This window comes from Kitasatospora sp. NPDC002040 (assembly GCF_040296785.1).
Taxonomy (GTDB): Bacteria; Actinomycetota; Actinomycetes; order Streptomycetales; family Streptomycetaceae; genus Kitasatospora.
Genome location: NZ_JBEOXV010000004.1, coordinates 282,501 through 296,582, shown reverse-complemented (window position 1 = coordinate 296,582; position 14,082 = coordinate 282,501). Strand labels below are relative to the sequence as shown.

14 protein-coding genes are annotated in these 14,082 nt (G+C 72.8%); 12 read left to right on the top strand and 2 right to left on the bottom strand.

The features are described from left to right. Positions 1 to 42 precede the first annotated feature (42 nt). From ABT118_RS14435 to era, 11 genes are all read left to right on the top strand, one after another. Positions 43 to 3,234, top strand: coding sequence for a S41 family peptidase (locus ABT118_RS14435; RefSeq protein ID WP_350668376.1), 3,192 nt, complete (start codon positions 43 to 45; stop codon positions 3,232 to 3,234). A gap of 154 nt (positions 3,235 to 3,388) precedes the next feature. Beyond that, the gene (locus tag ABT118_RS14430; RefSeq protein ID WP_350668573.1) at positions 3,389 to 3,742 is read left to right on the top strand and encodes an HIT domain-containing protein; all 354 of its coding nucleotides are present in this window, start codon (positions 3,389 to 3,391) and stop codon (positions 3,740 to 3,742) included. Positions 3,743 to 3,746: 4 nt separating this feature from the next. Further along, positions 3,747 to 4,664, top strand: a complete 918-nt coding sequence (locus tag ABT118_RS14425) for a ribonuclease Z (protein WP_350668375.1) — start codon at positions 3,747 to 3,749, stop codon at positions 4,662 to 4,664. A 168-nt stretch (positions 4,665 to 4,832) separates the two neighbouring features. Then, positions 4,833 to 5,939, top strand: coding sequence for a PhoH family protein (locus ABT118_RS14420; RefSeq protein ID WP_350668374.1), 1,107 nt, complete (start codon positions 4,833 to 4,835; stop codon positions 5,937 to 5,939). Between the two features lie 14 nt (positions 5,940 to 5,953). Then, positions 5,954 to 6,448, top strand: a complete 495-nt coding sequence (ybeY, locus tag ABT118_RS14415; RefSeq protein WP_350668373.1) for an rRNA maturation RNase YbeY — start codon at positions 5,954 to 5,956, stop codon at positions 6,446 to 6,448. Positions 6,449 to 6,461: 13 nt separating this feature from the next. Beyond that, positions 6,462 to 7,793, top strand: a complete 1,332-nt coding sequence (locus tag ABT118_RS14410; RefSeq protein ID WP_350668372.1) for a hemolysin family protein — start codon at positions 6,462 to 6,464, stop codon at positions 7,791 to 7,793. Positions 7,794 to 7,830: 37 nt separating this feature from the next. Then, positions 7,831 to 8,346 (top strand): DUF4383 domain-containing protein, encoded by a 516-nt coding sequence (locus ABT118_RS14405; protein ID WP_502884549.1) that lies wholly within the window; start codon positions 7,831 to 7,833, stop codon positions 8,344 to 8,346. Positions 8,347 to 8,438: 92 nt separating this feature from the next. Further along, a complete protein-coding gene (locus tag ABT118_RS14400; protein ID WP_350668371.1) occupies positions 8,439 to 9,440 on the top strand; it encodes an aldo/keto reductase in 1,002 nt (333 codons plus the stop codon). Between the two features lie 59 nt (positions 9,441 to 9,499). Further along, positions 9,500 to 9,844 carry a cytidine deaminase-like protein gene (locus ABT118_RS14395; RefSeq protein WP_350668370.1) on the top strand — a complete coding sequence of 115 codons (345 nt, stop codon included), beginning with the start codon at positions 9,500 to 9,502 and terminating at the stop codon, positions 9,842 to 9,844. Positions 9,845 to 9,888: 44 nt separating this feature from the next. Next, positions 9,889 to 10,041, top strand: a complete 153-nt coding sequence (locus tag ABT118_RS14390; RefSeq protein WP_350668369.1) for a hypothetical protein — start codon at positions 9,889 to 9,891, stop codon at positions 10,039 to 10,041. Positions 10,042 to 10,077: 36 nt separating this feature from the next. Then, positions 10,078 to 11,007, top strand: a complete 930-nt coding sequence (gene era / locus ABT118_RS14385; protein WP_350668368.1) for a GTPase Era — start codon at positions 10,078 to 10,080, stop codon at positions 11,005 to 11,007. Between the two features lie 65 nt (positions 11,008 to 11,072). Here the strand turns inward: era and ABT118_RS14380 are convergent, their stop codons facing one another. Both ABT118_RS14380 and ABT118_RS14375 read right to left on the bottom strand, forming a co-directional pair. Continuing rightward, positions 11,073 to 11,636, bottom strand: a complete 564-nt coding sequence (locus tag ABT118_RS14380) for an EF-hand domain-containing protein (protein WP_350668367.1) — start codon at positions 11,634 to 11,636, stop codon at positions 11,073 to 11,075. Positions 11,637 to 11,697: 61 nt separating this feature from the next. Next, positions 11,698 to 12,711: a LacI family DNA-binding transcriptional regulator gene (locus tag ABT118_RS14375; protein WP_350668366.1), complete on the bottom strand. Its 1,014-nt coding sequence runs from the start codon at positions 12,709 to 12,711 to the stop codon at positions 11,698 to 11,700. A gap of 130 nt (positions 12,712 to 12,841) precedes the next feature. Here ABT118_RS14375 and ABT118_RS14370 point away from each other — a divergent pair, with 130 nt between their 5' ends. Continuing rightward, a complete protein-coding gene (locus ABT118_RS14370; protein ID WP_350668363.1) occupies positions 12,842 to 14,080 on the top strand; it encodes an MFS transporter in 1,239 nt (412 codons plus the stop codon). The last annotated feature ends 2 nt before the right edge of the window (positions 14,081 to 14,082 follow it).

Here is a 14,082-nt window from a genome sequence, read left to right as displayed (position 1 = left end):
AGCCCCTGGATAGTGCAGCGTCCGCCTGCTTAGAGTGACGCAGTGACCACCTCTGCGGACGCGTATCTGCGTCATCCCCACCTGCACGGCGACCTGGTGACCTTCGTCGCCGAGGACGACATCTGGCTCGCTCCGGTCGAGGGCGGCCGGGCCTGGCGGCTGACGGCCGACCAGGTGCCGGTCAGCCACCCGAGGTTCGCGCCGGACGGGCTGCACGTGGCCTGGACCTCCACCCGGGACGGTGCGCCGGAGATCCACGTCGCGCCCACCGACGGCGGCCAGGCCCGCCGGCTGACGTACTGGGGCGCGCCGAAGACGCGGTTGCGCGGCTGGACCAGGGACGGCCGCCCGGTCGCGGTCTCCCCGGCCGGGCAGGAGAGCACCCGCCGCACCTGGGCGTTCGCGATCCCGCTGGACGGCGGCGAGCCGACCAGGCTGCCGTACGGGCCGATCGGCGGGCTGGCCCAGGAGCCGGACGGCGAGCGGACCCTGCTGCTGGCCCCGCTGGGCACCGAGCCGGCCTACTGGAAGCGCTACCGCGGCGGTACGGTCGGCAAGTTGTGGATCGGCGAGCGCGAGTTCGAGCGGGTGCACGCCGATCTGGACGGCAACATCGACTCCCCGCTCTGGGTGGGCGGCCGGATCGCCTTCCTGTCCGACCACGAGGGCGTCGGGCAGCTGTACTCCAGCCTCCCGGACGGCTCGGAGCTGCGGCGGCACACCCAGGGCGAGTTCTACGCCCGGAACGGCACCACCGACGGCAGCCGGATCGTCTGGCACAGCGCGGGCGACCTGTGGATCCTGGACGACCTGGACGGCGCCGAGCCGCGCCGTCTGGAGGTCAGGCCGGCCGGCCCCCGGACGGGCCGTCAGCCCCGCCCCACCCCGGCGGCCGGGCAGCTGGAGACGGTGGCACCGGACCGGACCGGCCGGGCCAGTGCCGTCGTGGTGCGCGGCAGCGTGCACTGGCTGACCCACCAGGAGGGCCCGGCCCGGGTGTTGGCCGAGACCCCGGGGGTGCGCCACCGGCTGGCCCGGATCGTGCCGGGCAAGGACGGCGAGCAGGGCGTGGTGTGGATCACCGACGCCGAGGGCGACGACGCGGTGGAGTACGCCCCCGCCGTGCTCGGAGCCGAGCGGCGGCGGTTCGCGGCCGGGCAGCTCGGCCGGGTGCTCGGCCTGGCGGTCTCGCCCGACGGCGAGACCCTGGCGCTGGCCTCGCACGACGGCCGGGTGCTGCTGCTGACGCTGGCCGACGGCACCCTGCACCAGCTGGCCCGGAGCGGCCAGGGCGAGGTGACGGGCCTGGCCTTCTCGCCGGACTCGCGGCGGCTGGCCTGGTCGCAGCCGGCCCTCGGGGCCGAGTCGTTGCGGCAGATCGTGCTGGCCGACCTGAGCGACCGTTCGCTCGCCGAGGCCACCCCGCAGCGCTTCATCGACTACTCGCCCGCCTTCACGGCGGACGGCAGGCACCTGGCCTTCCTGTCGGTGCGCAACTTCGACCCGGTCTACGACGCGCACGTCTTCGACCTGTCCTTCCCGACCGGCGCCCGGCCGTTCCTGATCACGCTGGCGGCCGACACCCCGTCACCGTTCGGCCCGCAGCGGGCCGGCCGCCCGGTCGGCGGCGAGGAGGACGAGCCGAAGAAGAAGGACGAGGAGGCGGAGGAGGAGACCACCGTCCCCGAGACCCGGGTGGACCTGGAGGGGATCGCCGACCGGATCATCCCGTTCCCGGTCGAGGGCGGTCAGTTCGGCGTCCTGCGGGCGGTCAAGGACGGCGTGCTGTGGACCAGGCACCCGCTGCTCGGCATGCTCGGCGACAACGCCGCCTCGCTGGAGGACGAGCACCCGCGTCCGGCGCTGGAGCGGTTCGACTTCAAGAAGCTGAAGGTCGAGCAGCTGGTCGAGCAGCTGGACGCCTTCACCGTCAGCGGTGACGGCGGCCGGGTCGCGGTCCTCGACGAGGGCGGTCTGCGGATCGTCCCGGCGGACCACAAGGCCGGTGACGACGACGATCCGGCGGTCGATCTGGAGCGGATCAGGGCCACCGTGGACCCGGCGGCCGAGTGGCGGCAGATGTTCGACGAGAACGGCCGCCTGATGCGGGACAACTACTGGCGGGCCGACCTGGGCGGCTTCGACTGGGCCGGCGCGCTGGCCCGCTACCGGCCGCTGGTCGAGCGGGCCGGCACCCACGACGAGCTGGTCGACGTGCTCTGGGAGACGGTCGGCGAGCTCGGCACCTCGCACGCGTACGTGATGCCGCCGGGACGGGGCACCGAGGCGGCCCGCCGGCAGGGCCTGCTCGGGGCCGACCTGGTGCGGGACGGCGCGCAGTGGCGGGTGGCCCGGGTGCTGCCCGGCGAGTCCTCCGACCCGCGGGCCCGCTCGCCGCTGGCCGCGCCCGGCGCGGCCGTCCGGGCCGGGGACGCGATCCTCGCGGTCAACGGCCGCCCGGTCGACCCGGTGACCGGCCCGGCGCCGCTGCTGGCGGGCACGGCCGGCCAGCCGGTCGAGCTGACCGTGGCGGCCAAGGACGGCCCGGAGCGCCACCCGGTGGTGGTGCCGCTGGCCGACGACGAGGCGCTCCGCTACCACGACTGGGTGGCCGGCCGCCGGGCCGCCGTCCGGGAGCTCTCCGACGGCCGGCTGGGCTACCTGCACATCCCGGACATGCAGAGCGGCGGCTGGGCCCAACTGCACCGCGACCTGCGGGTGGAGATGGCCAAGGAGGGCGTGGTGGTCGACCTCCGGGAGAACCGGGGCGGCCACACCTCGCAGCTGATCATCGAGAAGCTCAGCCGGAAGATCGTCGGCTGGGACTTCGGCCGCGACCTGGACAGCCCCGCCCCCTACCCGGCGGACGCCCCGCGCGGTCCGGTGGTGGCACTGGCCGACGAGTTCGCCGGCTCGGACGGCGACATCGTCAACGCCGCCATCCAGGCCCTGAAGATCGGCCCGGTGGTCGGTACCAGGACCTGGGGCGGGGTGGTCGGTATCGACGGCAAGTACAGCCTGGTCGACGGCACCGGGGTGACCCAGCCCAAGTACGCCTTCTGGCTGGAGGGTTACGACTGGGGGGTGGAGAACCACGGCATCGACCCGGATGTCGAGGTGGTGATCGCCCCGCACCAGTGGGCCAACGGCGAGGACCCGCAGCTGGCCGAGGGCGTCCGGATCGCACTGGCGGCCCTGGCCGAGCACCCGGCCCGGTCCGGCCCGGAGCTGTAGGGCCTGTCGCCCAGGGGGCCGTCCACCGGGCGGCCCCCACCGGCCGGCGGCGGGCGGTCAACGGGACTGGTGTGCGGCGGATCTGACGCTCCGGGGACGGACCGCCTCGGCTAGGCTGCGGCAGGTAGCGACGATCACCGTGAAGGAGACCGAAATGGCCGGCGAGCCGCAGTCCGACTGTGTGTTCTGCAAGATCGTGGCGGGCGACATCCCCGCGACGGTGGTCCGCAAGAGCGAGCACACGTTGGCCTTCCGCGACCTGCACCCGCAGGCACCGACCCACATCCTGGTGATCCCGCACGCGCACTACCCGAACGCCGCCGCGCTGGCCGCCGCCGAGCCCGCGATCGCCGGCGAGCTGCTCGCCGAGGCCGGTGCGGCCGCCCGCGAGGAGGGTCTGACAGACTACCGGCTGATCTTCAACACCGGTGCGGGCGCGGGCCAGACCGTCTTCCACGCCCACGTCCACCTGCTCGGTGGGAAGACACTGCACGAGGGCCTGGTCTGATCCGGTGTCACAGCGCGAACTCGTCGTCCTCGGCACCGCCAGCCAGGTCCCGACCCGGCACCGCAACCACAACGGGTACCTGCTCCGCTGGGACGGCGAGGGGCTGCTGTTCGACCCGGGCGAGGGGACGCAGCGCCAGATGCTGCACGCCGGGGTCTCGGCCACCCAGCTGACCCGGATCGCGGTCACGCACTTCCACGGCGACCACTCGCTCGGCCTGGCCGGGGTGATCCAGCGGATCAACCTGGACCGGGTGCCGCACCCGGTGGACGCCTACTACCCGGCCAGCGGCCAGGTGTTCTTCGACCGGCTCCGGCAGGCCACCGCCTTCCACGAGACCGCCGAGCTGCGCCCGCACCCGATCACGGAGCCCGGTCCGCTGGAGGCGCCCGGCGCCCCGTTCGAGCTGGCGGCGGTCCGGCTCTCGCACCCGGTGGACTCCTTCGGCTACCGGCTCACCGAGCCCGACTCCACCCGGCTGCTGCCCGCCAGGCTGGCCGAGCTGGGGCTGCGCGGCCCGGCGGTCGGCGAGCTCCAGCGGGAGGGCCGGATCGAGCTGGACGGGCGGACCGTCACGCTGGCCGAGGTGAGCGAGGTCCGCCGGGGCCAGCGGTTCGCCTTCGTGATGGACACCCGGCTCTGCCCTGGCGTCGGCGAACTGGCCGAGGGCGCCGACCTGCTGGTGGCCGAGGCGACCTTCCTGGAGGGCGAGCGGCAGCTCGCCGAGGACCACGGCCACCTCACCGCCGCCCAGGCCGCCCAAGCGGCCGCCGAGGCGGGCGTCCGCACCCTGGTGCTGACCCACTTCTCGCAGCGCTACCCCGACCTGACCGGCCACCTGGCCGAGGCCCGCAAGTACTTCGACGGCGAGCTGGTGGTGGCCGAGGACCTGGCCCGGATCCCGGTCCCGCCCAGGAATTGACCGAAAACCAGTCGCATCACGCGCACAACTCCCGGACCATCGAACTCCGCCGCCCCGGCAGCGGGCGGCACCGCCGCACCGGCACATCGCGCGGCGTACCCTGGTGACCCCGGAGAGACCGAGCGGCACCCGAGACGGATGGGATGAGGCAGGCCACAGCGCCGACCCATGACTGAGACACCGCAGACCCGTACCAATGGACAGCCGCGTCCCGACGGGGACGCCGCCACCGCCAGGTTCACCATCCCCGAGAAGCACCCGATGGTCAGCCTGCTCGGTGCGACCGACTCCCTGCTCCGGGTGATCGAGGAGGGGTTCCCGACCGCAGACATCCATGTCCGCGGCAACGACGTGACCGCCTCCGGATCCCGGTCCGAGGTGGCGCTGATCCAGCAGCTCTTCAACGAGATGATGCTGGTGCTGCGCACCGGCCAACCCCTGACGGAGGACGCAGTGGAGCGGTCCATCGCCATGCTCAGGAACGCGGTCGAGGACCCGGACCACCCGTCCCCGTCCGAGGTGTTCACCGCGAACATCCTGTCCAACCGCGGCCGCACCATCCGTCCCAAGACCCTCAACCAGCAGCGCTACGTCGACGCGATCGACAAGCACACCATCGTCTTCGGCCTCGGCCCCGCCGGTACCGGCAAGACCTACCTGGCGATGGCCAAGGCGGTGCAGGCGCTCCAGGCCAAGGAGGTCAACCGGATCATCCTGACCCGGCCGGCCGTCGAGGCGGGGGAGCGGCTGGGCTTCCTGCCCGGCACCCTGTACGAGAAGATCGACCCGTACCTGCGCCCGCTCTACGACGCGCTGCACGACATGATGGACCCGGACTCGATCCCCCGGCTGATGGCCGCGGGCACCATCGAGGTCGCGCCGCTGGCGTACATGCGCGGCCGGACCCTGAACGACGCCTTCATCATCCTGGACGAGGCGCAGAACACCTCGCCCGAGCAGATGAAGATGTTCCTCACCCGGCTGGGCTTCAACTCCCGCGTCGTGGTCACCGGCGACACCAGCCAGATCGACCTGCCGAACGGCACCCGCTCGGGGCTCAAGGTGGTCCAGGAGATCCTGATGGACGTCCCGGACATCAACTTCTCCGTGCTCACCAGCACCGACGTGGTCCGGCACAAGCTGGTCGGCCGGATCGTCGACGCCTACGAGCGCTGGGACGCCCTGCAGGAGACCGACGCACCGGCCGCGCCCCGCAAGCCGGTTCAGCGGAAGGGCGCCCGTGCCCCCCGCCAGTCCCATCGCACCGAAAGCTGAGTACCGACCCCGACATGTCGATCGACATCGCCAACGAGTCCGACTGGGAGGTTGACGAGGAGTCAATCCTCGACGTCGCCCGCTACGCCCTGGACCAGATGCGGATCCACCCGCAGGCGGAGCTCTCCGTCATCCTGGTGGACAGCGCCCAGATGGAAGAGCTGCACATCCAGTGGATGGACCTGCCCGGTCCGACCGACGTGATGTCCTTCCCGATGGACGAGCTCCGTCCGGGCAAGGAGGGCGAGGAGATGCCGCAGGGCCTGCTCGGCGACATCGTGCTCTGCCCCGAGGTGGCCAAGAAGCAGGGCCTGGAGGCCCCTTCGAAGCACTCCACGGACGAGGAGCTGCAGCTGCTCACCGTCCACGGGGTGCTGCACGTCCTCGGCTACGACCACGAGGAGCCGGAGGAGAAGGAGGTCATGTTCGGCCTCCAGAAGCGGATCCTGGACGACTGGCGGGCCGGCCGCGGGCTCTCGGGGATCTCCCCGGCGCCGACCACCCACTAGGGGCCGGCCGTCTGTGAGTGGTGACAGTACGAGCTTCCTGATCGGAGCTCTCCTGCTGGTGGGCCTCGGCTGGCTGGCCGCCTGTGCCGAGGCCGGCATCTCCCGGATCTCCCGGTTCCGCGCCGAGGAGGCCGTCCGGGCCGGTCGGCGCGGGGCGGACCGGCTGCTGACGCTGGCCTCCGACCCGATCCGCTACCTCAACCTGGCCACCCTGATCCGGGTGGCCTGCGAGATGGCCGCGGCCGTCCTGGTCACGGTGGTCTGCGTGCGCAGCCTGCACCAGACCTGGCAGGCCGTGCTGCTGGCGATCGGGGTGATGGTGCTGGTCTCGTTCGTCGCGGTCGGCGTCTCGCCCCGCACCATCGGCCGCCAGCACCCGCTGACCACGGTCACCGCCGCCTCCTTCGTGCTGCTCCCGCTGGCCCGGGTGCTCGGCCCGATCCCGCGGCTGCTGATCCTGCTCGGCAACGCGCTCACCCCCGGCAAGGGCTACCGCGAGGGGCCGTTCGCCTCCGAGGCGGAGCTGCGCGCGCTGGTCGACCTGGCGGAGAAGGACGACCTGATCGAGGACGACGAGCGCCGGATGGTGCACTCGGTGTTCGAGCTGGGCGACACCATCGTCCGCGAGGTGATGGTGCCGCGGACCGACCTGGTGATGATCGAGCGGCACAAGACGGTCCGTCAGGCGCTCACCCTGGCGCTGCGCTCCGGTTTCTCCCGGATACCGGTGGTGGGCGACAACGAGGACGACGTGGTGGGCATCGTCTACCTCAAGGACCTGGTCCGGCGCACCCACATCAACCGGGACGCCGAGTCCGAGCCGGTCTCCTCGGTGCTGCGCCCGGCGGTCTTCATCCCGGACTCCAAGCCCGCGGCCGACCTGCTGCGCGAGATGCAGCAGATGCGCTCGCACGTGGCGATCGTGATCGACGAGTACGGCGGCACGGCCGGCCTGGTCACGATCGAGGACATCCTGGAGGAGATCGTCGGCGAGATCACCGACGAGTACGACCGGGAGATCCCGCCGGTCGAGGACCTCGGCGACGGCTCGTACCGGATCACCGCCCGGCTGCTGGTCGAGGACCTGGGCGACCTGTTCGGCCTCCAGCTGGAGGACGAGGACGTGGAGACCGTCGGCGGGCTGCTGGCCAAGCACCTCGGCCGGGTGCCGATCCCGGGCTCGTCCTGCGACCTGCCGGTGCCCGAGGACGCCCACACCGACCTGACCGCGATCCGGCTCACCGCCGAGAGCGCGGCCGGGCGGCGGAACCGGATCGGCACCGTGCTGGTGGCCCCGGTCCGGGCCGACTCCGAGGCGCAGGAAGGCGCGGATCCCGAGGAGTAGCGTGGATCGAGGGGGTCCGTGCCGGCTGGAGGACCCCATGCTGAAACTCCGCGACGAACTGCCGGTCGATCACCGGCTCGCTCAGGTCTACCGCTTCGGCGCCGGGCTGGGCGGGGTGTTCCTGCTGGTCTTCGGCATCCTCGGTCTGATCGGCCGCCCGGGCTTCCTGGACACCCAGGGGGACCGGGTGGCCGGGATGAGCAGCAACGGCCTGCTCGGCCTGCTGTCGGTGCTGGTCGGCGCGGTCCTGATCGCCGGTGCGGCGATCGGCGGCAACATCGCCTCCTGGATCAACATGGTGGTCGGCGGCGTCTTCGTGCTGGCCGGCTTCGTCGGTCTGATGATCATCTCGACCGATGCCAACTTCCTCGCCTTCGGCATGAGCAACGTGATCTTCAGCTTCGGCTTCGGCCTGGTGGTCGCGACCTTCGGCATGTACGGCCGGGTCAGCCGCCACCTGCCGCACGACAACCCGTACTGGCGGAAGCGGCACGCCCGCTACGCCGAGGGGCTGCGCGGACCGGTCGGACCGCCGGTGGTGCTCAGGCACTGAGACGGACCGAGCGATCTTCCCGGAACGCCTGACGCGGCGTCAGGGGGCGGGTAGGAAAGGTCTCCTGGTGTTCCTACGCACAAGGAGATCCGATGGCAGCCCGCACCCTGGGAGCCCTCAGCACGGCCCCGATCGGCTTCGGCGCGATGGTGCTCTCGCCGGGCATGTACGGCGAGACCGACGACGACCGCGGCGAGCGCGCGGTGCGCGCCGCGCTGGACAGCGGCGTGACGCTGATCGACAGCTCGGACGGCTACGGCGCCGACGGGCACAACGAGCGGCTGATCGGCCGGGCGATCGCCGGGCGGCGGGACGAGGTGGTGATCGCCACCAAGTTCGGCTTCCGGATACCCGAGGGGGCCGAGGCGCACCGCTTCCCGGTCACCTACGCCTTCGGCGAGCTGGCCGTGAACGCGGAGCCGAAGTACGTCCGGGGCTATGCCGAGCAGTCGCTGCGCAACCTCGGCACGGACGTGATCGACCTGTACTACCCGCACTTCCCCGACCCGCAGGTGCCGCTGGCCGACACTGTCGGGGCGGTCGCCGAGCTGGTCGCGGACGGGCTGGTGCGCCACCTCGGGCTCTCCAACGTCACCGCCGCCCAGCTGCGCGCGGCCCACGCGGTGCACCCGGTGGCCGCGGTGCAGGTGCAGTGGTCGATGTGGCAGCCGGTGCAGCCGGACCTGCTGGCCGCCGCCCGGGAGCTGGGCGTCGGCCTGGTGGCCTGGAGCCCGCTCGGCGGCGGCTTCCTGACCGGGACGGTCCAGCAGCTCGCCGAGGGCGACTTCCGGCAGCACCTGGAGCGCTTCGACCAGGCCAACCTGAAGGCCAACAACGACCGCTACGCGCCGATCCGGGCGATCGCCGCCGAGCTGGGCCTGACGCCGGGCCGGCTGGCGCTGGCCTGGCTGCTGCACCAGGACGACCACGTGGTGCCGATCCCCGGCAGCCGTACGCCGGGGCACATCGAGGACAACACCGGGGCCGCCGCCGTCGCGCTGTCGGCCGCCGACCTGGCGCGGGTCGACGCGGCGCTGGCCGAGTTCGCCCCGGCCGGGCGCGGCGGGCTGCTGGAGGACGCCGCCGGGGCCTGACGGCCCGGACCTGGTGGTGGGCGGCGGACGGCCGGAGGCGGGCGCCTATGCTCGGCGGCATGAGTGAGCTGACTGAGCTGGACCCCGAGGACAAGAAGATCATCACGCTGGCCCGCTCGGCCCGCGCCCGCAACGGCGTGGCCGAGGGGGCGGCGGTCCGGGACGAGACCGGACGGACCTACGTGGCGGGCACCGTGGCCCTGCCCTCGCTGGAGCTGAGCGCGCTCCGGACCGCCGTCGCGATGGCCGTGGCGAGCGGCGCCAAGGGCCTGGAGGCCGCCGCCGTGGTCACCGAGGCGCTGACGCCGTCCGAGGCCGACCTGGCCGCCGTACGGGACCTCGGCGGCCCGTCGGCCCTGCTGCACCTGGCCGGCCCGGACGGTGTCCTGCGGCACAGCTTCTGAGACGCCGGTCCCCGTCGGGCTCGGCTGTCGATAATCTGACCGGCATGGGTGCGTTCGCGTTCTTCGCCGGGGTACTGCTGAGCCTGATGGGGATGGGGCGGTGGCACGAGACCGGATCGCCGTACTGGCTGATCGGTTCGCTGGTGCTGTTCCTGCTGGTTCTGCTGGGCTCGATGACCGGCAAGAAGACCGGGTGACCGTTCCCGCTCGGCGGATCAGGGAGAATGGTCCGCATGACTGCCCCTTCCTCCCCGTACCGCTCCGGGTTCGCCTGCTTCGTCGGCCGTCCCAACGCCGGCAAGTCGACCCTGACCAACGCTCTGGTCGGGACGAAGGTCGCGATCACCTCGGACCGCCCGCAGACCACCCGCCACACCGTCCGCGGCATCGTGCACCGGCCCGACTCCCAGCTCGTCCTGGTCGACACCCCCGGCCTGCACAAGCCGCGCACGCTGCTCGGTGAGCGCCTGAACGACCTGGTCCGCTCCACCTGGGCCGAGGTCGACGTGATCGGCTTCTGCCTGCCCGCCGACCAGAAGCTCGGCCCCGGCGACAAGTTCATCGCCAAGGAGCTGGCCGAGGTCAAGAAGACCCCCAAGGTCGCCATCGTCACCAAGACCGACCTGGTCGACTCCAAGAAGCTGGCCGAACAGCTCATCGCGGTCCACCAGTTGGGCCAGGAGCTCGGCATCGAGTGGGCCGAGATCATCCCGGTCTCGGCGGTCGGCGACAAGCAGGTCCAGCTGGTCGGCGACCTGATCACCAAGCTGCTCCCCGAGGGCCAGCCGCTCTACCCCGACGGCGACCTGACCGACGAGCCGGAGCTGGTGATGGTGGCCGAGCTGATCCGCGAGGCCGCCCTGGAGGGCGTCCGGGACGAGCTGCCGCACTCGCTGGCCGTCGTGGTCGAGGAGATGATCCCGCGCGAGGGCCGTCCGGCCGACCGCCCGCTGCTCGACATCCACGCCAACGTCTACATCGAGCGGCAGAGCCAGAAGGCGATCGTCATCGGCGCCAAGGGCGCCCGCCTCAAGTACGTCGGGACGACGGCCCGCAAGCACATCGAGGCCCTGCTCGGCACCCCGGTCTTCCTGGACCTGCACGTCAAGGTGGCGAAGGACTGGCAGCGCGACCCGAAGCAGCTGCGCAAGCTCGGCTTCTAGCGCACCCGTCGGTGTCCCCGGCCCGAGGGCCGGGGACACCGTGGACCGCCCGGGCGGTCGAGGGGTCAGGCGGTGAAGGCGGGGTTGCCCGTCCACCAGTTGCCGGGGGCCGCGGGGTCGCGGCTGCTCCAGTACTCGATCACCGCCTCGACGAACTCGGGCCGGGACAGGGTGCCGTCACCGTCCCGGTCGAGGTGGGCGAAGGCGGTGTCGGCCTGCTGCCGGGTCAGGCGGGGGAAGTGGCCGCGCTGGAAGGCGAAGAACTCGTCGGCGTCGATCCGGCCGTCGCCGTCCGCGTCGGCGACGGAGAGGAACACCTCGGCCAGCGCACCGACCGTGCTGCGGGCGGCCCCGGGGTCGTCGGCCAGGCCGCTGGTGGCGGCGATGAACGCGTCCCGGCTGATCTCGGTGGCCCCCTCGGGCAGGTGCGGCAGGTGCAGCTCGCGCCAGATGGACAGGTAGGCGGCGACGATCCGGGCCTCCTGCCCGGAGCCCTCGGGGTGGCCCAGCGAGCGGGCCGCCGAACGGCCCATCAGGACGTGGTCCTGCTCGGTCAGCCGGCCGTCCCGGTCGGCGTCCAGGTGGTCGAAGCCGTAGCCGATCTTGGCGATGAGCAGATCCTCGGACAAGGCGTCCTCCGGTGGTTCGGGGCGGGAGTCAGGTCGACGACCCCACGAGCCTAGGGCCGGATCAGCCGGAGTCGCGGGGGATCAGACGGACCGTCAGCAGGTTGCTGGTGGCCGGGGTCGAGGCGGGGTCGGCGATGACGCCGTCGATCAGGGCGGCCAGGGCCTCGCCGCCGGGCAGGGTCATGTGGACGGTGCTGAGGCGGGGGCGGAGCAGCCGGCCCAGCAGCAGGTCGTCGGCGCCGACCAGGGCGATCCGGCCGGGCACGTCGAGGCCGGCCTCCTGGAGCGAGCGGAGCAGCAGCATCGCGTACTCGTCGTTGTAGCCGAACACGCCGTCCAGTCCGAGCTCGCGGCAGCGCTCGGCGGCGGTGGCCCCGGAGGCCTCGGTCCAGTCCAGCGGGAGCGCGTGCACCGGCCCGGCGAGGGCCGAGGCGGCGGCGGCCCGGACGCCGGCCAGGCGCGGGCCGCTGAACTGGTCCAGCCCCGGGTCGGTGGGGACCACGACGCCGAGGCGGCGGCGTCCGGCCGCGAGCAGGTGGGCTCCGGCGGTGGCGCCGACCTCGCGCTGGTCCATCATCAGGGCGTGCGCCCCGGCGACCGGCGCGGTGCCGAGGGTGAAGACGGCCCGGGTGCCGGAGCGGTGCAGCAGCTCGACCCCGGCGGGGGTCAGCACCGGCTCCAGGCAGAGCACTGCGGCCGGCCTCAACTCGGCCCAGGCGCGGGCCGGTTCGTCGCCCTCGCCCGGGCTGGGCCCGTACAGCACGCTGGTGTAGCCGTGCCGGCGCAGGGCGCTCTGCAGCTCGCGGTAGAAGCGGCTGAAGAGCGGGCCGATCGGGGCCGAGGAGCCGACCAGCAGGACCACGCCGGTGCGGCCCGCGCGGAGCGAGCGGGCGGCGGCGTGCGGGACGTAGCCGAGCTCGGTGGCGGCGGCCCTGACCCGCTGCCGGGTCTGTTCGCTGACCCGGCCTCCGGCGGTGTCGTTGAGCACGAAGGACACGGTGGCGCGGGACACCCCGGCGAGGCGCGCGACGTCGGCGCTGGTGGGCGGGGTGGCGGCGGGTGGGGGGCTGCTCATAACGGTTCGAATCTTTTCATGCCCGGGGGCTGGCCGGGGCCCGGAAGGACCGGTTACATGGCTGCTTACACGAGTAAGCGTTACACGTGTAACCTTCCGATGCGACACTCCGAGTCCCCTGGAGGGCACCATGGCCCTTTCCCCCACCCGTACGGACGCCGGACCCGACCCCGCCCCCGGGCGGACCACCCGCGGCCTGCTGCCCCTGCTCTTCACCGGCAACGCCGCGATGTACGCGCTCTACCTCGGCGTCGGCAGCGTGCTGCTGCCGCTCCAGGTCGAACACATCGATCCCGCCCACAAGGTGGCCAACCTCGGCCTGGTCGGCGGGGTCGCGGCGATCTTCGCCACCTTCTTCAACCCGTTCGCGGGTGCGCTCTCGGACCGCTCCGGGCGGCGCAACCCGTGGATCCTCGGCGGTGGTCTCGCCGCCGTCGCCGCGATGGCCCTGCTCGGCGGCGCGGACACCGTGCTGCTGGTCGCGATCGCCTGGTGCCTGGGCCAGGCGGTGATGAACTTCTACCAGTCCGCGCTCACCTCGGTGGTCCCGGACCGGGTGCCGCCGCAGCGGCGCGGCGCCGCCTCGGCGGCCGTCGGGCTCGGGCTGCCGGTCGGCTCCACGGTCGGGGTGGTGACCGCCTCGGCCTTCTCCGACCACTACCGGACCGGCTACCTGGTGCTCGGCGCCCTGGTCGCGGTGGCCGCCGCGGTGTTCACCGCCGGGGCCCGGGAGCAGCGGATGCCCGCCAAGGCGCCCGCCCCGCTGCGCGAGCAGGCCGCCGCGTTCCTCGGGGTGCTGCGCGAGCCGGACTTCCGCTGGGCGTTCATCGGCCGCTGGCTGCTGGTGCTCGGCTACTTCGCGGTGGTCGGCTACCAGCTCTACATCCTGCAGGACCACATCGCGCTGCCGGCCGGGCTGGAGCCGAGCGAGGCGGTCGCGATCCTGACCCCCGTCTCGGCGGTCACCATGGCGCTCTCCACCGTGGTCGGCGGCGTGCTCTCGGACCGGCTGGACCGCCGCAAGCTGTTCGTCGGCCTCTCGGCCGCCCTCTCCGGACTCGCCCTGCTGATCCCGGTGTTCAGCCCGACCTGGGCCGGGATGCTGGTCTTCGCCGCCGTCAACGGCCTGGCCTTCGGCTGCTTCATGGCGGTCGACACGGCGCTGGTCACCATGGTGCTGCCCAGGGCGGAGGACGCCGCCCGCGACATGGGCGTGCTGAACATCGCCAACGCGGGACCGCAGATCCTGGCCCCGTTCGTGGCCTCCGCCGTGGTCGGCCTCGGCGGCTACACCCCGCTGTTCGTCCTCGGCGCCGTGCTCGCACTGCTCGGCGCCCTCGCCGTCCGCCCGATCAAGGGCGTCCGGTGATC